Below are 19,431 nucleotides of genomic sequence, written 5' to 3'. Positions count from 1 at the left end.
AAGATCAGCGAATTCATGCTCTTCGGCTATGGTCTGGCGACTCGCTGGGGTGAGCCGACCACAACCCACTGTGGTCTCCGTTCCTTCGAGCCCAATGCGCGCAGTATGGGAGCCACTCGAGAGCTCGCCGTGACGGTTCGTCGGCCGAAATCTACCGAAAACGGTGTGCCGGAAACTAATCCTCTTTGGCCCACACTCGACGGTGACGTAAATGTGACACGACCGGTATCCCTGAGATCTTCCGCTGTGCAAGAATCCGATCGCACACCCGGTAGGAGGAATCCGGGTCCTGGCGTTGAGTTTTGCCGTTCGGTGGGCCGTGAGGGCGGTTTCGATGTTCGGCCTACGAACGAGGGGGAAGCATGGCTTTACCACCGCACGGAATAACCGGATCCACGATCACCGGATCCACCATGCCTCGCCGGCAATTGGGACGGCAGTTGCGCGATCTGCGCAACCGCGCCCGCATGACCACCCGGGTCGCCGCCCAGCGGCTGGAGTGGTCCGAGGCGAAGATCTGGCGAATCGAGACCGGGCAGACCTCCTTGCGCAGCCTGGATGTCGAGGCGATGTGCAAGGTGTACGGCGCGCCGGCCGAGCTCGTCGAGCCGCTGGCCGCGCTCGCGCGGGAGACCAAGGCGCGCGGATGGTGGACCGAGTTCAGCGACGTGATCGCCGAGGGATTCGAGGTCTACATCGGGCTCGAGGAGGCCGCCGCCCGGCTGTTCACCTACGAGACCGACCTGGTCCCGGGCCTGCTGCAGAGCGAGGAGTACACCCGCGCGGTGCTGGTCGGCTCCCGGCCCGACATGTCGGCCGCGGACTTGGAGCGCCGGATCGCGGTGCGCGCGGCGCGGCAGGCCGCGATCACCCGCGACCATTCCCCGATCCGGCTGGAGGCCGTGATCACCGAGACGTTGCTGTGGCATCGCGTCGGCGGGCCGGAGGTGGCCGTCGCGCAGCTCGAGCATCTGCGCCGGATGTGCGATCTGCCGAACGTCGAGGTCCGCGTGGTGCCCACCGACACCGGCTATCACGACGGCATGGATTCCGGCCGGTTCGTGCTGCTGGAATTCCCGGACAGCGCGGGCGATGTCCCGGAGCCGCCTGTGGTCTACGTCGAAACCTTCACCGGCTCTGTCTATTACGACAAGGAACCGGAGATCGACCGCTATCGGTCGGCATTCACCGACATCAAGGCCGTGGCGATGGACGCCCGTACGGCCATCGATGAGGCCCGCGCCGCGCTGTAGCCGCGGCGTAGCGAAAGGTGATCGTTACCGCGGGCCGGACGACAGCCGGCCTGCGGTCGTCGTTCAGTGCAGCGTGTCCGCGAGCACCGCGCGATGCGTGGGCGCGGCCGCCGCGTGCAGCAGCCGGCCCCGGTCGGTGACGCAGACGAAGATGGCCCGGCGGTCGTCGCTGCACATGCCCCGGCTGACCAGGCCGTCGCGCTCCAGGCGGGCGACGGCCCGGCTCAGCGCGCTCTGGGACAGGTAGATGTCCGCGGCCAGATCGCTCATCCGATAGCTCTCGCAATCGGCGTCGACCAGCCGGTCCAGACATTCGAATTCGCTGAGCCCGATGTTGTGCCGGCCCTGCAGTTCCTTCTCCAGGGCGCAGGAAGCCGCGGCGTGCTGGGCCAGCAGATCTCGCCAGTGGCCCACCAGGTCGGCCTCGGCGCGGGCGCGCCCGTCGATTTCGGCGCGGGCGTGCCCGGACTTCGGGCCGAGGCGATTTTCCGTGACGCATGCGGCGGTTTCCGGTCCCGTCGCGAGCGCCGACGACGCTGTCGACTGCTTGGACATGGCGTCATCCTAGTCGGTGGAGCACAACCATGCAACCGCATTTAATGCGTAGACATCATATGCGTGCGCATGTAATGTTCCGTGCCATGACTTCCCCCGCAACGCTTCCGGCCGCCGACGCGGCCGGCACACGGTGGTCGGCCCGGCTGTGGGGCCTGCTGATCACCCTGTGCATCGTCCTGTTCCTGGACGGGTTGGATGTGTCGATGATCGGCGTCGCCCTGCCCTCCATCGGCAAGGAACTGGATCTGTCCACCTCCACCCTGCAGTGGCTGGTCAGCGGATATGTGCTCGGCTACGGCGGCCTGCTGCTGCTCGGCGGGCGCACCGCGGACCTGGTCGGCCGCCGCAAGGTCTTCCTGATCGCACTCGCGGTGTTCGCCGTCGCCTCCCTGGCCGGCGGCCTGGTCAGCAGCGGACCGCTGCTGATCCTGACTCGCTTCGTCAAGGGCCTGGCCGCCGCCTTCACCGCGCCGACCGGCCTGTCGATCATCACCACGACATTCGCCGAGGGCCCGGCCCGCAACAAGGCACTGTCGATCTACACCGTGTTCGGCGCCGGCGGCTACTCGATGGGCCTGGTGTTCGGCGGCCTGATGACCGGCGTCGGCTGGCGCTGGACCTTCCTGCTGCCCGTCCCGGTCGCCCTGATCGCGCTGGTCGCGGCCGCGATTCTGGTCCGCAAGGACGGCCCGGCCGAGGAGGGCGGCCACGACCTGCTCGGCGCGCTGTTCGCCACCTCCGCCATGTTGCTGCTGGTCTACACCGTGGTGTCGGCGCCGCACGCGGGCTGGGGTTCGGCCCGCACGGTGGCCTCGTTCGCCGCCGTCGTGGCCCTGTTCACCGCGTTCCTGGGCGTGGAGAAGCGGGTGCGGTATCCGCTGGTCCGGCTCGGCATCCTGCGCCGGGCGACGCTGGTGCGGGCGTGCCTGGCCATCGTGGCCGTGGCCGGGTCGTACTTCAGCTTCCAGTTCATCGCGACGTTGTACCTGCAGGGCACCCTCGGCTGGTCGCCGCTGAAACTGGCCCTGGGCCTGCTGCCGGTGGGTCTGCTGGTGGCGCTGTCGTCGGTGTTCTCCGACCGGCTGGTCGACCGCTTCGGCACGGGACCGATCATCGCCGTCACGATGGTCGTGATGACGATCGGCTACGCGCTGTTCCTGCGGGTGGACACCCATCCGTCGTATCTCACGATGATCCTGCCGGCGGTGCTGCTGATCGGTATCGGCTGGATCGGCTTCCCGGCCATCAACATCCAGGCCACCAACGGCGTCTCCGACGACGAACAGGGCCTGGCCGCCGGCGTCCTGCAGACCTTCATGCAGGTCGGCGCGGCGATCGTGCTCGCGCTGAACACCGCGCTGATCTCCGGCAGCACCGGCGACGGCTCCCCGGCGGCGATGCTGCACAGCTTCCGGCCCGGTCTGATCCTCGCCGTCGTGGTCGCGGGGGCCGGTGCGGTGGTCGCGCTGTCGCACTTCCTGCCTAGCCGCCGCCGGCCGGAGGAACCGGCGGACGAGGAGGTCACCCCGGTCGACGAGCTGGAACTCGCCGTCTGAGTCTCGGTACGACGGGACGCCGCGATGCACGCCATCGCGGCGTCCCGTCGCGTCCGCGGACCGGATCCGCCGCGCACGACAGCGAGCCGGAGTGCTCGGCGGATCCGGTCCGCGGCAGCCCGGATTTCTCGGCTCAGGGCCGGAGCAGGGTGCGCAGCCCCGGCGCGGCGATGTCCTTGGCGGATCGCACAAAGGTCAGCGGCTGCCCGTCCCGGCCCACCGCCGGCCAGTCGATGCCCAGTTCCGGATCGAAGGCGTCCAGATCCCGGTCGAATTCCGGGGTGTATTCCAGCGAACAGAGATACGTGACGGTCGACTCGTCCGCCAGCGAGAGCAATGCGTGCCCGAGCCCCTCGGCCAGGAACACCGACCGCCGGTCCACGTCGTCGAGCAGCACGCTGTCCCAGGCGCCGAAGGTCGGCGAGTCACGCCGCAGATCCACCACCACGTCCAGGAACGCCCCCCGCACACAGGTCACGTACTTGGCCTGGCCCGGCGGATCCTCGGTGTAGTGGATGCCGCGCAGCACCCCGGCCGCCGAGGTGGACATGTTGACCTGCAACAACTCGAACGGCCGGCCGACCGCCTTCTCGAATTCGGAGGCCTTGAACGATTCGGTGAACACCCCGCGCTCGTCACCGTGCAGCCGGGGTGTGAACTCCCAGGCGCCCGGCACGGCCAGCTCACGTATCCGCATGGCTCACTCCTGCCCGTGCGCGAGCAGACCCAATAGGTAGGTCCCGTAGCCGGAACGCACCAGCGGCTGCGCCAGCCGGCCGAGTTGCTCGTCGTCGATGAAGCCCATCCGCCAGGCCACCTCCTCCGGCACGCCGATCTTCAGGCCCTGCCGCTCCTCGATGGTGCGCACGTAGTTGGACGCGTCCAGCAGCGAGTCGAACGTCCCGGTGTCCAGCCACGCGGTGCCCCGGGCCAGCACTTCCACCTGCAACCGGCCCTGCTCCAGGTAGGTCCGGTTGATATCGGTGATCTCGTACTCGCCGCGCGCCGACGGCCGCAGCCCGTGCGCGATCTCGACCACGTCGTTGTCGTAGAAGTACAGACCCGGAATGGCGTAGTTGGAGCGCGGCAACTTCGGCTTCTCCTCGATCGAGATCGCCTTGCCCTCGGCGAATTCGATCACCCCGTAGGCGCTGGGATCCGACACCCGATACGCGAACACCGCGCCGCCGTCGACCGCCTCGAACCGGGACAGCCGGGTGCCCAGGCCGGGACCGTGGAAGATGTTGTCGCCCAGCACGAGTGCCACGTTCTCGACGCCGATGTGGCGCGCGCCGAGCACGAACGCCCGGGCCAGCCCGTCCGGCTCCGGCTGCACCACGTAGTCCAGCGACAGTCCGAACTGGGAGCCGTCGCCCAGCAGCCGCCGGAACGCGTCGGCGTCCTCGGGGGTGGTGATCACCAGGATGTCCCGGATTCCGGCCAGCATCAGCGTCGACAGCGGGTAGTACACCATCGGCTTGTCGTAGACGGGGACCAGCTGCTTGCTCACCCCGCGCGTGATCGGGTGCAGCCGCGACCCGGTGCCGCCGGCCAGGATGATTCCTCGCATGTCACAGCAGTCTGCCAGCCGTGCCCCGACCGGGCGCGACGAGGTTCCGAAACGATCACGGTGGTTTATGCGGCGATTCCGGAGGACACTTCTCTATAGAGAGATGTCAGCGCCGACACCTCGCCCTTCGTTCACCGGCTCCGTGTCGGCGCGCCATACAGAGGTAGGTGCGCGATGGTGGCGATTCGGTTCGGTGAATTTCTCGGCCACGTCCTGCCCGGCACGAGCGCTCTGCTCGCCCCGGCGCCGAAGCCGTTCGGCCGGCGATCCTGCGGTTCGGCATCCCGGACCGCGTCGGCGACACAATCCCCAGCGGCCTCGGCTGCGCCCTCGCAGGCCGTCCCGGGCGTGCCCTCGCAGGCTTTCTCGGCCGCGGTACACATCGATCTTCCGGCCACGGACGAGCCCACCCGACCGGACCCGCTCGCCCTGGCGGATTCGGCGCTCACCCAGGCCGCGACCGTCGATTCCGCGGACATCGGCACGGTGATGAACCCCGGCGGTCGCAGTCTTTCCGCGCAGGCGCTGTCGCTGGCCTGCCGGGCCATGATCGGCCCGCTGCTGCGCTACACGCCGATCACCCCGGTGACCATGCCGGTGGCCCGCGCCGCCATCGACACCCTCGCCCGGTTGCGGCCGGAGCCTGCCGGGGTCGAACGGGAGCAGGTCCAGCTGCCCGATTTCCGGATGGAGATCGTGCGGCCCGCCGGCGCCCGCCGGTCGCTGCGCCACGGCGCGGTGCTCTACCTGCACGGCGGTGGCTTCGTGATCTGCGGCCTGGAAACCCACCGGCCGGTCGTGGCCGCGTTGGCCCGCCGCACCGGTCTGCCCGTCGTCAGCGTCGACTACCGGCAACTGCCGGACGCGCGCATCCAGGATTCGGTCGAGGACTGCCTGACCGCGTACCGCTGGCTGCTGTCGCACGGCGCGAGCCCGAAGCGCATCGTGATCGCGGGCGATTCGGCGGGCGGATTCCTGAGCTTCGCCACCGCGCTGCGGGCCGTCGCCGCCGGGCTGCCGGCCCCGGCCGGTCTGGTCGGCCTGTCTCCGCTGCTGGATCTCGACCACGTCGCCAAGCAGGGCTACGTGAACGTCGCCCGCGACGCCTACATCCCGCTGCCGGGCCTGCAGCGGATCGTCCACTACGGCGCCGAACTCGACGGGCTGCTCGATCCGGCGCTGTCCCCGGTCAACGGGCCGCTGGCGGGCCTGCCGCCGGTGCTGCTGATCGTCGGCGAGGACGAACTGCTGCGCTACGACTGTGAGTTGATGGCCCGCCGGCTGACCGCGGCCGGCGTGCCCAACACGCTGGAGTTGTGGCGCGGCCAGGTGCACGCCTTCACCAGCATCCTGCCCGGCATGCCGGAGAGCCGGGCCGCGCTGGGCCGGGTCGCCCGCTTCGTCCGCGCCCGCACCGAGGACGAGCATCCGTCCGCCCGCACCGCCTGACCGAGGCTGTTCGAACGACGACCGGGCCGGCATCCCCGGACGTCGCCGCACCTCGGACCCGCCATGACCCGCCCGATACGCACCCCCGTCCGGATCCACCGGGCGGGGGTGTGGCCGTCCGGTATGCCCGGACCGTCCCGGGACACGGTTGTTCGCGATGGGACGCTGCGACCGAGCGGGCTCCTCGAGCCGTTAGGGTGGCGGTCGTGCGAGTGCTCGTAACCGGGGGCGCCGGGTTCATCGGCGCGAACTTCGTCCACCAGACCGTCGCGGACCGGCCCGACGTCCATGTCGTGGTGCTCGACGCGCTTACCTACGCCGGCAATCGGGCCTCGCTGGCGCCGATCGCCGACCGCGTCGAATTCGTGCAGGGCGATATCGCCGATCAGGAACTGGTCGATCGGCTCGTCGGCGGCGTGGACGCGGTGGTGCACTTCGCCGCCGAATCCCACAACGACAATTCCCTGTCGCAGCCGTGGCCGTTCGTGCAGACGAATATCGTCGGCACCTACGCGCTGCTGCAGGCGGTGCGCCGGCACGAGGTCCGCTACCACCACATCTCGACCGACGAGGTGTACGGCGATCTGTCGGCGGACGAGCCGGCCTTCGACGAGAGCACCCCGTACAACCCGTCCAGTCCCTACTCCGCCAGCAAGGCCGCCAGCGATCTGCTGGTCCGGTCCTGGGTGCGATCGTTCGGGGTGCGGGCCACGATCTCCAACTGCAGCAACAACTACGGCCCGTACCAGCATGTGGAGAAGTTCATCCCGCGGCAGATCACCAACCTGATCGACGGGGTGCGGCCGCGGCTGTACGGCGCCGGGCACCAGATCCGGGACTGGATCCACGTCGACGACCACAACCGCGCGGTGTGGGAGATCCTGGAGCACGGCCGGATCGGGCAGACCTATCTGATCGGCGCGAACAACGAATCGGACAACAAGACCGTGGTGCAGCTGCTGCTGGCCGAATTCGGCCGGGCCGCGGACGATTTCGACCACGTCACCGACCGTCCCGGTCACGATCAGCGCTACGCCATCGACGCCACGCTGCTGCGCACCGAATTGGGCTGGGCGCCGAAGTATTCCGACTTCAAGGCCGGACTGGCCGCCACCGTCGCCTGGTATCGCGAGCACGAGGACTGGTGGCGGCCGCAGAAGGCCGCCACCGAACGCGCCTACGCCGCTGCGGGGGAGCGGGTGCTGTAACCGGGATCAGCTGCGGTACAGCCGTTCCCAGTTCTCCCGGCTGATCAGTTCCGGCACCGCCGCGCGGTACTGCGCCGAGAGGCCGGGCAATTCGCGTTGCAGCCGGCGCAGCACCCGGATCGTGCGCAGCAGCAGCCGGATCGCCTTCGCCTTGTCCCGGCGGCGGATCCGCACCCCGGCCTGCGAGGCATCGGTCACCACCACGTGATCGAACAGCGAGACGTGCCACCAGTAGGCGTCCTCGCGGGTGATGCCGACGATCCCGTGCTGGGTGCGGCCGGTCCACTGCAGGATCGCGCGCTTGATCAGCACGAGCAGCGGGCGGCTCGGCTCGCCGGTGGCCCGGCGCAGGCCGATGTCCGAGGAACGCACCGGCGCGCTGGGCATCGGATGCTGGACCGTCTCCGGATACTCGCCACGGCCGGAACGGGCGGCGGCCAGCGCCGCCCGGCCGCCGTCGCGCAGCACCGACGGACCCTGCAGGAAGTCCTCGATGCCCTGCAATGTGGTGTGCGCCAGGCCGTACTGCATCGCCACCAGATGTTCGGACAGTTCGCGGAACAGCCTGCGCGACACCGCCTTCGAATCCAGATCGGTGTGCAGCGAGCCGACGATCAGGGAGTTGCGCATGCTGAAGTAGCGCGCCCAGTCGTCGTAGTCCTTCCAGTAGAAGTCCGCGTGCCACACCGCCGCGTTCGGCAGGGTCACGGTGACGAAGCCGGCCTTGCGCGCGCGCAGGCCGTATTCCACGTCGTCCCACTGGAAGAAGATCGGCAGCGGCAGCCCGATCTCGGCGACCGCCTCGGCCGGGATGAGGCAGGTCCACCAGGCGTTGTAGCCGGCGTCGACCCGGCGCTCCTGGTGGTGCTTCAGCATGCTGGTGTTGCGCAACGCCTTCGGCACCTTCTGCCCGTGCCGTAGCTCGTTCAGGTGCACCTCCTCGGCGCCGACGTTGAGGTAATCGGGGTTGAGCAGGAACAACATCTGCGCGCCGACCAGCGTCGGCTCGGTGGTCAGATTGGCGAATGCGTTGAGCCGCAACACCGTTTCCGGCTCGCAGAGGATGTCGTCGTCCATCAGCAGGATGTCGACCGGCTCGCCCTCGCGGGCCGACACCTCGTACAGGCCGCGGGTGAACCCGCCCGCCCCACCGAGATTCGGCTGCCGCAGGTAGTGCAGTTTGTCGCCGAGCCGCGGCGCGGTCTCCTGGAACAGCGCCCGGCTCTCCACCGTGTCGGTGCCCTGATCGACCACGTACACCGAGTCCACCAGGTCCAGCACGGCCGGATCCGAGGCCAGTGCGGCGACCGTCGCGGCGCAGTCGTCGGCGCGGTTGAAGGTGCAGATCGCGACGGCCACCGGGCGTACCCGCTCCGGAGCCGCTGCGCTCCAGGCCAGTTCGCTGATGGTGACGTCGCCGCCGATCGCCTCGAACTCGAGCCACAGCGCGCCGCCGTCGATGTACTGGTTCAGCGGCGCGCGCAGCACCACACGGCCGTCGGTGGCGACATCGGCGAAATCGACGACCCGGCGATGCCCGGCGATGTCGGAGGCCGCCAGCCGGATCCGCACCCGGCCGGACACCTCGAGCGTCATCGCGGCCTCGATCTCGGTCACCGTGGTCCACCGCTGCCAGTAGCTCGCGGCGAACCGGCCGAAGTAGGTGTTGGTGTTGACCCGCGCGCCCTTCTCCAGGCGCAACGCCAGCCGCTGGCGCTCCACCTTGCCCTTGATATCGGCGTAGAGATCGTCGCTGACCCGCGCGGACGGCCCGGTGAACACGCCCCGCTGCAGTACCAGCCGGTCGGGAGCGTGTCGGTCGGTCACCCGCCCGGTCTCGGGTGCGGTCACGGCCTGGCCCTGGTCCATGTAATTCCCTCTGTGCTGTCTGGCGATGGTGCCCCCGGCTCGGCATCGAGCGGCCACCATTATGTCTACATCAATGATTCGCCGCTGGTCCTGCCGGTGCGGCCGCGTCGGATTCCGGGTTGTCGCGGGTTGCCCGGCGACCCTGGTCGGCACCGGCGAACACGAACGTCCCGTACGCCCAGAACCGGAACATCACCGCGATGATCTGCCCGATCAATGTCCCGGAGATGTTGTCCGACAGGGGACTGGACAGGTCCAGCACATAGCGGGAGAAGCCCAGGCAGCCCAGCTGCAAGCCGATCGCGATCACGTTGAACAGCGCGTACAGCACGTATTGCCGTGCCGAACCGCGACCGCGCTGGCCGTAGGTCCACCACTTGTTGCCGAAATATGTGACGACCGTCGCGGTCACGATGGCGATGATCTTGGCCGGCAGCGGTGCGTGATACAGCACACCCTTGCCACCGGCGAAGACCAGCAGGTTGTAGGTCCCGGCGTCGACCACGAAACCGATCGCCCCGACCACGAGAAACGCCGCACTGCGCTTCAGCGTGGCCGATAGCCCACCGTCTGCGGGCTCGGTAGCGGGCGGCGAACCGCCCTCGACCGGCGCCGTGGATCCGGTCACCGTCTCGCTGCTGGACACCCGGCGTACGGTACCGCAGCCGAAGGCGATTCACAGCATATGGTCAGCCGCCCTGCTACAGTCCCCAACCGGTTCCCTTAACCCGGGCCGCGCTCTGCACGCTTTCGATTCAGATGAGGGATTGACGGGGTGGACCCCACCGAGCTTCGCATCGCCGCAGTGGTGCCGTGCCACAACGAGGAGGCCGCGGTCGGCAAGGTCGTCACCGATCTGCTCGCCGCTGTACCCGGCATCGTCGTCTACGTCTACGACAACCGCAGCACCGACGCCACCGCCGAGCGGGCCCGCGAGGCCGGCGCGATCGTGCGCACCGAAACCACCAAGGGCAAGGGCAATGTCGTGCGGCGCGCCTTCGCCGACATCGAGGCCGACGTCTACGTCATGATCGACGGTGACGACACCTACGACGCGTCCGCCGCGCCGATCATGATCCAGACGCTGCTCGCGGGTCCGTACGACCACGTGCTCGGCGTCCGCAAGCAGGCGCCCACCGACGAGTCGGCCTACCGGCCCGGCCACGAGACCGGTAACCGGGTGCTGAACGGCGTGGTGGGCAAGGTCTTCGGCGAGAACGTCGAGGACATGCTCTCCGGCTACCGGGTCTTCTCCCGGCGCTTCGTGAAGAGTTTCCCGGCCGTATCGCGGGAATTCGAGATCGAGACCGAACTCACCGTGCATTCCCTGCACCTGCGGGTGCCGCGGACCGCGGTGCAGGTCGGTTTCCGGGATCGCCCGGCCGGCAGCGAGAGCAAACTGCGTACCTACCACGACGGTTTCAAGATCCTGGCCCTGATCTTCGGCCTGGCCCGGCACGAACGGCCGGTCGCCTTCTACGGTCTGTTCGGCACGATCAGCTGGCTCATATCGGTGATTCTGATCACACCGATCGTGGTGGAGTTCTACGAGATTCATCAGGTGCCGCGCTTCCCGACGCTGTTCCTCGGCTTGACTCTGTTGTTGCTGGGCAGCCTCGCCTGGACCGCCGGCCTGATCCTCGACGGCATCCGCCGCTCCCGCCACGAGGCCGCGCGCCTGATGTACCTGCGGTACTCGGCCGTCGGCGTGGACTCGCCCGAGCGGGTCCGGCAGGTGTACTGATGACCGTCGAGGCGGAGCGGGCGGCCGGCAACGCAGCGCCGACCCCGGCCGGTAGCGAAGCGAAGGCTGCCGTCGACAGTGAACACGCTGTGCCCGGCACCGAATCGCGGGCAGCGGCTGACAGCGCCACGAGCGACGCCGACGGCACCGGCGCGGGCGCTGCCATCGGCACGGGCGTGGGCGCTGCCATGGACACCGGCGTGGGCGCTGCCGTCGACACCGATGCAGGTGCTGTGGCCCACACCGGCGTTACCGCAGTAGCTGACACCGCTGTGCCCGGTGTGGGCCATACCGCTCCGATCAGCGACGAGGCAGGCGCCTCGGCCGATACCGAGCAGGTATCGCCGCGGCGGCCGGACACGAGCGCGCTGCGCCGGGCCGCGAGCTGGACGGATCGCAACATCGGTTCCGCCGCAACGGTATTCGTGGTGGTCGCGGCCCTGTTCGGCGTGATCTTCTCGGTCCTCACCCCGGCGTTCTGGGGCCACGACGAGATTACCCAGTTCGGCCGGGCCTATCAGGTCGCGCATGGTGGTTTCACCCCGCAGCGCATCGAGGACGCCCGCGGCGTCGCCTACGGCGGCCAGATCCCGTTGAGCATCGACGGATTGATGTCGTACGCCTTCGAGGACTACAACCGCAACGGCGAAGAGCCGGATCCGCTGATGGCCGACCCCGGCGCCTATCGGCAGATCGGCGCCGCGCCGATCACCTCCGCCACCAAGCAGATCTGGTTCACCAACACCGCCGCGTACTCACCGGTCGCGTATGTGCCCGCGGCCGTGGGCATTCGGATCGCGGAGGCGACCGGTCTGAACGTCTCGGCGACGGTCGAGCTGACCCGATTGTGCGGGTTGCTGGCCTATCTGGTGATCGTCGGATTCGCGCTGCGCGCGCTACGCCGCCATCGCGTGCAATGGCTGGCGTTCACGGTGTCGGTGCTGCCGATCGCCCTGTTCCAGGCCGGCACGGTGACCGCCGACACGGCGACCAACGCCCTCGCGATTCTGGTGTCCTGCCTGCTGGTGAAGGGCCTGTTCCTCGGTACCCCGCTGACGGCCACCGAGCGGGTGATCGCGCTGGCCACCACGCTGCTGCTGCCGCTGAGCAAGCCGACCTACGTCCTGCTGGCCATGCTGGTGGTGCTCATCCCGGCCCGCGAATTCGGATTCAGCCAGTGGCGCAAGTGGATTCCGTGGTGCGTCGCGGCCGTGGGCGCGATCGGATTCGCCGCCTGGATGAAGATCGCCGCCCCGACCGGCGACGGTATGGGCCTGATGCGGCCGGAGCGCCAATGGCATTCGGTGCGCCCCGGTGATCAGCTGCACGGAATCATCGGCCACCCGGTGCATTTCGCGACGGTCTTCGCGGACAGCACCTGGTTGCGCGATCAGCGCTGGTTCACCCAGTTCTTCGGCGAACTCGGTTTCGCCTATGTGGACGTCCCCGCCCTGACCATCCTGGCCTGCCTGCTCGCCTTCGCGGTGAGTGTCGGCATCGCCGAGCGGTTCACGACCGGCCACCGGCGTACGGCGATCGTCGGCCTGACCATCCTGGCCAGCGTCGCGATGATCTACGTGACGCTGTACATGTCCTTCACCCCCGTCGACTACTACCTGATCGACGGCGTGCAGGGCCGCTACTTCGTGCCACTGGCGATCGTCGGCCTCACCGTGCTGCTGCGCTGGATCCCGGTGCGGCTCACCGACTCCCGCGGCCGGACGCCGACCCGCGGCGCCGCGATCCTGATCGTGGCGGCGACGCTGGTGGGCCTGATCGCCGCGGTGGTCAAATACCACTACCTGGTCTGGGGCTGACCGGCTCCGGGCAGACATCGCCGGCGCCTGTTCGCAGGCGCCGGGATCGAGGCGACCCACCCGGGCCGGCGCTGCCCAGCGCTGGTCCGGGCACGAACCGAATGCGATCATCGGATCCGATCGCGGAGCCGCGGGATCGATCCGGACCCCGTGGCCGGTCCGGCGGGCTCGGCTCCCGGTCGGGTGCCCGGCCCGGAGGCGTACGGTCAGATTTCGGCCGTGCGGGTCGGGAAGTGTGTGATCGAGCCTCGGACCGCCTCACCGGTCCGGGAGCGCGATCGAACCCCGACCGCGTCACGTGCCCGCACCCGCGGCAGCACCTCGGTCGTGAGTAGCTCGATCGAACGCCGCCATGCCGGCAGTTCGTCGCCGAAGTCGTGCACGTTCAGCAGCAGCGTGCCGAAACCGCCGGTCTCCCGGGACAGGTCGGCGAGGTGCTCGGTCACCGTGTCCGGCGACCCGGTCAGCCACAGCCGGTCGGCGACGAAATCCAGGTCGATGTGCTCTGGGTCGACGGTCCGGCCGTTCGGCAGCCGGCCCAGCAGTGGCGCCAGGCCGAGGCGCAGGTACAGCGGCAACAGGATCTGTTCCCAATAGCGGCCCATCGCGCCGGTGCGGGCGCGGCGGCGGGCCTCGGCGTCGGTATCGGCGACATAGACGTCACGGACGATCCGCCAGTCGGCGCGGTCGGCGAACCGGCCCGCCTCCGCGGCGCCACCTGCCACGTTCGCGAAATGTCTTGCCAGATAACGATTATCGGGGGCGACTGCCGGACTGATCGGCAGATATCCCCGAGCACCGGCCAATCGGTGATGCGCCGAATCGGCTCGGATCGCCGCGAGCGCGATCGGCGGATGCGGGCACGGAGCGGGACAGTGGCCGAGTACCGTTTCCGGCTCGTCCGGCACATCGACGAACCGGAACCGCCCCCGATGCCGCTCTGGCCCGCCCGTCCACAGCCGGACGATCATGTCGAGCGCGTCGAAGGTCATCGCACGGTGCAGTCCCGGCATCCGGTCGATCCCGGACAGCGGCCGATCGCTGGGCAGCGACCCACTCGCCACGCCGAACTGATAGCGTCCGCCGCTGAGCCGGTCCAGGTAGGCGGCCCGATGCGCCGTGTCGACCGGATGCTGGAACGGCAGGTGCGCCAGCGGCCCGAGCCGAATCGTCGAGGTGCGCGAGAAGGCTTGTGCGATAAGCAGATCCGGCGCCGGACCGCGCCCCCAGCCGGTGGTGCGCTGTTCGGCCAGCCACACCTCGCCGAGTCCGGCGCGCTCGAGCAGCTGGATCTGTTCCAGGTCGACCCGGTGTCTGTCGGCATTGCGCCGCTCGGGCGGATGGCAGTTCATCAGATACGCACCGACCTGCACGCGAGCCTCCTTCTCGGTGACCGAGCGATCCAGTGCGGGTATCGCATCGCGACGGCCGGCCGCCTTCGTGACGAGGACGGCGCGACCGGCGACGATGCCCGTTTCACCCGGATCGTAGGACGGTACTCGCGCATCGGCCGGACGCGACGGCGAACCGAGACAGCTATGTGATCGTCCGCTGCCCGGCGGGCTCCGCCGGGCAGCCCGAGTTCACGAGTTCACAGGAACAGGTCGAGGCTCAGCGGCCCGTCGCCCGGAACCATCCGATACTTGTCCAGATCGGTGATGCCGTGCGCGGCCAGCACCTCGTCGTCGAGGAAGAAATTGCCGGTGGTGTCCTTCGCGGGCGAGGTCAGCACCAGATAGGCGGCGTCGGCGTAGATGTCCGGCGTGCGCGAGGAGGCGATCGTCTCGTCGCCGCCCAGCAGATTCTGCACCGCCGCCGTCGCGATCGTGGTCCGCGGCCACAGCGAGTTGACGCCGATCCCGTATTTGCGCAGTTCCTCGGCCAGGCCGAGGGTGGTCAGCGACATGCCGTACTTGGCGATCGTGTAGCCCAGCGACGCCCCGGCCCATTTCGGGTCCAGGTTCAGCGGCGGCGACAGGGTCAGGATGTGCGGGTTGCGCCCGGCCTCGGCGGACTTCCGCAGGGCCGGAATGGCCGATTTCGACAGCAGGAAACTGCCTCGGCAGTTGATGTCCTGCATCAGGTCGTACTTCTTCATCGGCAGCGTCTCGGTCGGCGACAGGTCGATCGCCGAGGCGTTGTTGACGACGATGTCGATACCCCCGAACCGCTGCACGGTCTGCTCGACCGCGTCCGCGACGGCGGCGTCGTCCCGCACATCGCCGACGTATTTCAGGACCTGGCCACCGGCCTCCTCCAGTTCCGCGCCGGCGGTGTGGATGGTGCCCGGCAGTTTCGGATGCGGCGTGTCGGTCTTCGCGATCAGCGTGATGTTCGCACCGTCGGCCGCCGCCCGCTTGGCGATCTCCAGCCCGATACCCCGGCTCCCGCCGGACATGATCATGGTCCGTCCGGCCAGCGGCTTGCTTGCTTCCGTCATTGGCAGCTCCTCGTCGTGCGGCAATCCCTGCAACGATGATCGCGGGTGCGGCCGGGCGGCGCCACGCCGGGAGGTGGAATCGGTATCGTGCCGTGCCACACCGGCGTCGGCGTTGGTATCCGCCCGCGCCCGGACCACCGCCGCCGAGGTGGATTCGGCGGCGGCATGCCGGGAATGAAGAGGATGGCGAGAACGCGGGGCCGGGACCCAGCCGGTACCGTACGGCGGTGCGGCGGCAACGAGACGGCTGCGGGTCAGTACCCGAGCCGGACGGTGGATAGTCCTCCGCCGGTACGACATTCGTCGCCCGGACGCGAAAAGACCTGTACCGCCGTCGAATTCGCGATCACGTATCCACCCCCTCTGCGGCTTGTCGGCCTCGCCCGCCGCTGCTGCGCGGGAACGACTTTCACGATGGCAGGCCGACGGCACCGGCCGCAAACGAATTTCCGACGACCGGACTCGCGCGGACGGGAGAAGTGTTGTGGCTCAGGGCTTGTCGAACTGCTCGCGGCGCCCCAGCCGCCGCAGCCGCAGCCATTCGGCCAGTCCGGCCGGATCCTTCTGCTGCACCAGGAAGAACCAGGAGAATCGGGCCCACTCCTGCGGCAACAGTTTTCGCATCCCCGGCTGCGACATCAGATAGCCGCGGTTGCGATAGGTGAAGTAGCGCTTGACCGGATCGTCCGGATACTGGGTGTGCATGCGGCCGCCCAGGATCGGCTTGAACTCCGCCGACCCGTTCGGATGCAGATAGGCGGTCTGCAGGCAGGTGCCGAACGGGATCCCCGACCGCACCAGCCGGCGGTGGATCTCCACCTCGTCACCGCGCACGAACAGGCGCAGATCCGGCACGCCGATCCGGTCGATCGCCTCCGCCGACAGCAGGGCGCCGTTGAACAGCGAGGCGATACCGGGCAGGAAGTCGTCGTCGCCGAGCTCCGACCGGTGCCGGCGCCACACCAGCCCTCGGCGCAGCGGAAACGCCAGCCGGTCCGGTTCGTCGATATCGCACACCACCGGCGACACCTCGGCGAGCCGGTGCCGCCGGGCGCAGTCCATCAACTTCTCGAGCACGTCCGGCCCCTCGGGCCGGCCGTCGTCGTCGGCCAGCCAGATCCAGTCCGCGCCCTGGGTCAGCGCGTGCAGGATGCCGAGCGCGAAACCGCCCGCGCCGCCGAGGTTGTGCTCGGATCCGAGATACGTGGACTCGATGTCCTGCTCCCGCACCAGTTCACCGACGTCGGCCTCATTGGCGTTGTCGACCACGATCAGGTGATCGATCGGCCGGGTCTGCGCGCACAGCACCTTCAGCGATTCGGCGAGCAGCTCCCGCCGCTTGTGGGTGACGACCACGGCCACGATCCGCGCGGACGGACTCCATGTCGTCGCACCCGATATCGGCGGATTCATGCCCTGACCGTTCATGCAGAAAGTTCCCGTTCCTGTTCCAGTTCGCGCAACACGTGTGCGACGTGGTCACCCGCCTCCGGGCCCTCGTAGGCCCGCACCACGTCCTCGATCCCTCCGGACATTCTGACGTGTCCGTGATCGATCCACAGTGCGCGATCGCACAATTGCGCGAGGAACTCGTTGGAGTGACTGGCGAACACCAGAATGCCCGATCGGGCCACCAAGCGCTGCAATCGCACCCGGGCCTTCTTCATGAACTCCGCGTCGACGGCGCCGATACCCTCGTCGAGCAGCAGGATTTCGGGATCGATCGAGGTGACCACGCCCATCGCCAGGCGCACCCGCATACCGGTCGAATAGGTGCGCAGCGGCATTGCCAGATAATCGCCGAGTTCGGTGAAGTCGGCGATCTCATCGATCTTCGACAACATCTGTTTCCGGGTCTGCCCCAGGAACAGCCCGCGGATGATGATGTTCTCGTATCCGGAGATCTCCGGATCCATGCCGACGCCGAGGTCGAACACCGGCGCGACCCGCCCCTGGATCCGCGCGGTCCCGCGGGTCGGCTCGTAGATGCCCGCCAGCAGCCGCAGCAGCGTGGACTTGCCGGCGCCGTTGTGCCCGACCAGGCCGACCCGGTCGCCGTCGCGCAGCGACATCGTGATCTCGCGCAGCGCCTCGACCACCACCACGTCGGAGCTGTTGCGTCCGATCGCGCCACCGGCCTTGCCCAGGAACGCCTTCTTCAGCGAGCGGGACTTGGCGTCGAAGATCGGGAACTCCACCCACGCGTCGTGGGTGTCGATGCTGACTCGGCTCGTCATATCACCCTCTACACCCAGTACGGGACGCGGGAACGGAATTGCTTCATGGCCAGGATCGCCGCGATCCAGCCGACCACCGTGATCGTCAGGACCAGCAGCCAGCTGTGCAGCACGATGTGCTCACCCAGCAGGGGAGCGCGCACGATCTCCAGATAGTGGTAGGTCGGCACGATCTGGACCAGCCGGGCGCGCTCGCTCACCGAGCCGCCGCGGTCCTCCAGCGCCTTCGTGCTCCACATCACCGGGGTCAGCACGAACAGCATCAGGGTGGTGCTGGACAGGATCGGCGCGATATCGCGATATCGGGTGGCGAGGATGCCGAACACCAGCGACACCCACATGGAATTCGCGAAGACCAGCAGGATGCCCGGAATCGCCAGCAGACAGGTCCAGCTCAGATTCCGCCAGAGCCCGAAGGCCACCACCATGACCAGATAGATCGCCGCGTTGTGCGCGAAGAACAGGAACTGCCGCCACACCAGCCGGTACACGTGCACGCTCAGCGCCGAGGGCAACTGTTTGATCAGGCCCTCGTTGGCGATGAAGACCTCCGACCCCTCCAGGATGGAGTTCTGAATCGCGTTCCAGACGATCAGGCCGATGGTCACGTACGGCAGGTAGTACCGCATCGGCTGATGCAGCAGCGCCGAATAGAGCACGCCCATCGCCGCCGCCTGCACGCCGGTCGCGATCGTGATCCAGAACGGGCCCAGCACCGAACGCCGGTACCGCTGCTTGATGTCCTGCCAGCCCAGCTGCAGCCAGAGCTCACGCTGGGCGAACCCGTCGCGCAGATCCTTGAAAGCGCGTCGGAACGATTGCGAGTCCGACGCCGGCAACGCCGGGGCGTCGGCCGGAGTCTCGTCCGCGGTCACCGATTCAGCGGGGGCAGCTGCAGGCACAGTGCTCGACTGTAGCGGTGTCTGCTCCCCGGCAGGAGAGTGACCAGCCGATCGGGGTGAATTACGAGGACCCCGATCCGCCGCTCCCGCAGAGGTCGTCCGCTCGCTGCGCTCAGCGATGATCCGCTCGCTGCGCTCAGAGGTGGTCCGCTCGCTGCGCTCAGAGGTGATCCGCTCGCTGCGCTCAGAGGTACTGTCCTCCGCCGGAAGTACCCTGCCGCCCGTCCTGTGGGGCGTGGATGCCCGGCGGCAGCGCGTGCCGCATCTGCTCGAGCTGTTGCCGCGCCGCCATCTGCTGCGCGAACAGCGCCGTCTGGATGCCGTGGAACAGCCCCTCCAGCCAGCCGACCAGCTGCGCCTGGGCGATCCGCAGTTCGGCGTCCGACGGAATGCCGTCGTCGCTGAACGGCAGCGCCAGCCGCTCCAGCTCCTCGCGCAGTTCCGGGGCCAGCCCCTGCTCCAGTTCGTGGATCGAGGTCGTGTGGATCTCCTTGAGGCGGCTGCGGCTGGCGTCGTCCAGCGGCGCGGCGCGGACCTCCTCGAGCAACTGTTTGATCATGGTGCCGATGCGCATGACCTTCGCAGGCTGTTCGACCATGTCGGCCAGCGATTCGTCCTTGCTGTCGGTGTCGGCGTCGCCCGCGTGGTCGCCGCTGTCGCCGACCACCTGTCCGCCGACGATCTGACCGGCGGGTACGACCAGCGGTCGGCCCTCGGGTCCGATCACCACGATGGAATCAGGTGCTCCGTCCGGGTGCGTCATGTTCCCATCATGTCGCGTATCGGCGCGGCGCGCTAAATGCGGGAACACGGTTACGCCGTCTCGCC

17 protein-coding genes are annotated in these 19,431 nt (G+C 68.6%); 6 read left to right on the top strand and 11 right to left on the bottom strand.

Going from position 1 to position 19,431, the window contains the following annotated elements; genetic code table 11:
- The first annotated feature begins 362 nt into the window (after positions 1-362).
- The gene (locus tag NRB56_RS12305) at positions 363-1,253 is read left to right on the top strand and encodes a helix-turn-helix domain-containing protein (RefSeq protein ID WP_153341570.1); all 891 of its coding nucleotides are present in this window, start codon (positions 363-365) and stop codon (positions 1,251-1,253) included.
- Between the two features lie 63 nt (positions 1,254-1,316).
- Here NRB56_RS12305 and NRB56_RS12300 read toward each other — a convergent pair whose 3' ends face one another.
- Positions 1,317-1,808, bottom strand: a complete 492-nt coding sequence (locus NRB56_RS12300) for a MarR family winged helix-turn-helix transcriptional regulator (protein WP_319942891.1) — start codon at positions 1,806-1,808, stop codon at positions 1,317-1,319.
- A gap of 86 nt (positions 1,809-1,894) precedes the next feature.
- On the opposite strand from NRB56_RS12300, the gene NRB56_RS12295 reads away from it, so the two are divergent.
- Positions 1,895-3,367, top strand: coding sequence for an MFS transporter (locus tag NRB56_RS12295; protein ID WP_153341568.1), 1,473 nt, complete (start codon positions 1,895-1,897; stop codon positions 3,365-3,367).
- Positions 3,368-3,500: 133 nt separating this feature from the next.
- On the opposite strand, the gene NRB56_RS12290 is transcribed toward NRB56_RS12295, so the two are convergent.
- Together NRB56_RS12290 and rfbA are read right to left on the bottom strand one after the other, a co-directional pair.
- Positions 3,501-4,064, bottom strand: coding sequence for a dTDP-4-dehydrorhamnose 3,5-epimerase family protein (locus NRB56_RS12290; protein ID WP_153341566.1), 564 nt, complete (start codon positions 4,062-4,064; stop codon positions 3,501-3,503).
- 3 nt (positions 4,065-4,067) lie between these two features.
- Positions 4,068-4,937, bottom strand: coding sequence for a glucose-1-phosphate thymidylyltransferase RfbA (gene rfbA / locus NRB56_RS12285; RefSeq protein WP_153341564.1), 870 nt, complete (start codon positions 4,935-4,937; stop codon positions 4,068-4,070).
- 174 nt (positions 4,938-5,111) lie between these two features.
- On the opposite strand from rfbA, the gene NRB56_RS12280 reads away from it, so the two are divergent.
- Together NRB56_RS12280 and rfbB are read left to right on the top strand one after the other, a co-directional pair.
- Positions 5,112-6,386, top strand: coding sequence for an alpha/beta hydrolase (locus tag NRB56_RS12280; RefSeq protein WP_153341562.1), 1,275 nt, complete (start codon positions 5,112-5,114; stop codon positions 6,384-6,386).
- 206 nt (positions 6,387-6,592) lie between these two features.
- A complete protein-coding gene (gene rfbB / locus NRB56_RS12275) occupies positions 6,593-7,594 on the top strand; it encodes a dTDP-glucose 4,6-dehydratase (protein WP_319942890.1) in 1,002 nt (333 codons plus the stop codon).
- 6 nt (positions 7,595-7,600) lie between these two features.
- Here the strand turns inward: rfbB and NRB56_RS12270 are convergent, their stop codons facing one another.
- Together NRB56_RS12270 and NRB56_RS12265 are read right to left on the bottom strand one after the other, a co-directional pair.
- Positions 7,601-9,463: a glycosyltransferase gene (locus tag NRB56_RS12270; protein WP_153341560.1), complete on the bottom strand. Its 1,863-nt coding sequence runs from the start codon at positions 9,461-9,463 to the stop codon at positions 7,601-7,603.
- Between the two features lie 70 nt (positions 9,464-9,533).
- A complete protein-coding gene (locus tag NRB56_RS12265) occupies positions 9,534-10,109 on the bottom strand; it encodes a GtrA family protein (protein WP_319942889.1) in 576 nt (191 codons plus the stop codon).
- Positions 10,110-10,238: 129 nt separating this feature from the next.
- Between NRB56_RS12265 and NRB56_RS12260 the strand changes: the two genes are divergently transcribed.
- Positions 10,239-11,207 (top strand): glycosyltransferase, encoded by a 969-nt coding sequence (locus tag NRB56_RS12260; protein ID WP_319942888.1) that lies wholly within the window; start codon positions 10,239-10,241, stop codon positions 11,205-11,207.
- Complete coding sequence (locus NRB56_RS12255) at positions 11,207-13,024, top strand: DUF2142 domain-containing protein (RefSeq protein WP_227837596.1); 1,818 nt, start codon at positions 11,207-11,209, stop codon at positions 13,022-13,024. The genes NRB56_RS12260 and NRB56_RS12255 overlap by 1 nt, the downstream gene beginning before the upstream one ends.
- Positions 13,025-13,230: 206 nt before the next feature.
- On the opposite strand, the gene NRB56_RS12250 is transcribed toward NRB56_RS12255, so the two are convergent.
- From NRB56_RS12250 to NRB56_RS12225, 6 genes are all read right to left on the bottom strand, one after another.
- Entirely contained in the window at positions 13,231-14,397 is a 1,167-nt protein-coding gene (locus tag NRB56_RS12250) for an LLM class flavin-dependent oxidoreductase (protein ID WP_153341558.1), read from the bottom strand.
- A 218-nt stretch (positions 14,398-14,615) separates the two neighbouring features.
- Positions 14,616-15,464: an SDR family oxidoreductase gene (locus NRB56_RS12245; protein WP_153341556.1), complete on the bottom strand. Its 849-nt coding sequence runs from the start codon at positions 15,462-15,464 to the stop codon at positions 14,616-14,618.
- A gap of 489 nt (positions 15,465-15,953) precedes the next feature.
- A complete protein-coding gene (gene glfT1 / locus NRB56_RS12240) occupies positions 15,954-16,877 on the bottom strand; it encodes a galactofuranosyltransferase GlfT1 (RefSeq protein WP_153341554.1) in 924 nt (307 codons plus the stop codon).
- Between the two features lie 11 nt (positions 16,878-16,888).
- Positions 16,889-17,701, bottom strand: a complete 813-nt coding sequence (gene wzt / locus NRB56_RS12235; protein ID WP_153341552.1) for a galactan export ABC transporter ATP-binding subunit Wzt/RfbE — start codon at positions 17,699-17,701, stop codon at positions 16,889-16,891.
- An 8-nt stretch (positions 17,702-17,709) separates the two neighbouring features.
- The gene (wzm, locus tag NRB56_RS12230; protein WP_319942981.1) at positions 17,710-18,576 is read right to left on the bottom strand and encodes a galactan export ABC transporter permease subunit Wzm/RfbD; all 867 of its coding nucleotides are present in this window, start codon (positions 18,574-18,576) and stop codon (positions 17,710-17,712) included.
- Positions 18,577-18,787: 211 nt separating this feature from the next.
- Positions 18,788-19,366: a bacterial proteasome activator family protein gene (locus NRB56_RS12225; RefSeq protein ID WP_153341550.1), complete on the bottom strand. Its 579-nt coding sequence runs from the start codon at positions 19,364-19,366 to the stop codon at positions 18,788-18,790.
- Positions 19,367-19,431: the final 65 nt, after the last annotated feature.

The sequence above is a fragment of the Nocardia aurantia genome, assembly GCF_009604425.1.
Lineage (GTDB): Bacteria > Actinomycetota > Actinomycetes > Mycobacteriales > Mycobacteriaceae > Nocardia > Nocardia aurantia.
Note: the sequence above shows the minus strand (reverse complement) of the source record. Positions and strands in the feature narration are given on the sequence as shown.

Excerpts from the sequence above, each read along its gene's own strand:
- NRB56_RS12305 (WP_153341570.1), top strand. The coding sequence starts at position 363 with ATGGCTTTACCACCGCACGGAATAACCGGATCCACGATCACCGGATCC.
- NRB56_RS12300 (WP_319942891.1), bottom strand. The coding sequence starts at position 1,808 with ATGTCCAAGCAGTCGACAGCGTCGTCGGCGCTCGCGACGGGACCGGAA.
- NRB56_RS12295 (WP_153341568.1), top strand. The coding sequence starts at position 1,895 with ATGACTTCCCCCGCAACGCTTCCGGCCGCCGACGCGGCCGGCACACGG.
- NRB56_RS12290 (WP_153341566.1), bottom strand. The coding sequence starts at position 4,064 with ATGCGGATACGTGAGCTGGCCGTGCCGGGCGCCTGGGAGTTCACACCC.
- rfbA (WP_153341564.1), bottom strand. The coding sequence starts at position 4,937 with ATGCGAGGAATCATCCTGGCCGGCGGCACCGGGTCGCGGCTGCACCCG.
- NRB56_RS12280 (WP_153341562.1), top strand. The coding sequence starts at position 5,112 with ATGGTGGCGATTCGGTTCGGTGAATTTCTCGGCCACGTCCTGCCCGGC.
- NRB56_RS12270 (WP_153341560.1), bottom strand. The coding sequence starts at position 9,463 with ATGGACCAGGGCCAGGCCGTGACCGCACCCGAGACCGGGCGGGTGACC.
- NRB56_RS12255 (WP_227837596.1), top strand. The coding sequence starts at position 11,207 with ATGACCGTCGAGGCGGAGCGGGCGGCCGGCAACGCAGCGCCGACCCCG.
- NRB56_RS12245 (WP_153341556.1), bottom strand. The coding sequence starts at position 15,464 with ATGACGGAAGCAAGCAAGCCGCTGGCCGGACGGACCATGATCATGTCC.
- glfT1 (WP_153341554.1), bottom strand. The coding sequence starts at position 16,877 with ATGAATCCGCCGATATCGGGTGCGACGACATGGAGTCCGTCCGCGCGG.
- wzt (WP_153341552.1), bottom strand. The coding sequence starts at position 17,701 with ATGACGAGCCGAGTCAGCATCGACACCCACGACGCGTGGGTGGAGTTC.
- NRB56_RS12225 (WP_153341550.1), bottom strand. The coding sequence starts at position 19,366 with ATGACGCACCCGGACGGAGCACCTGATTCCATCGTGGTGATCGGACCC.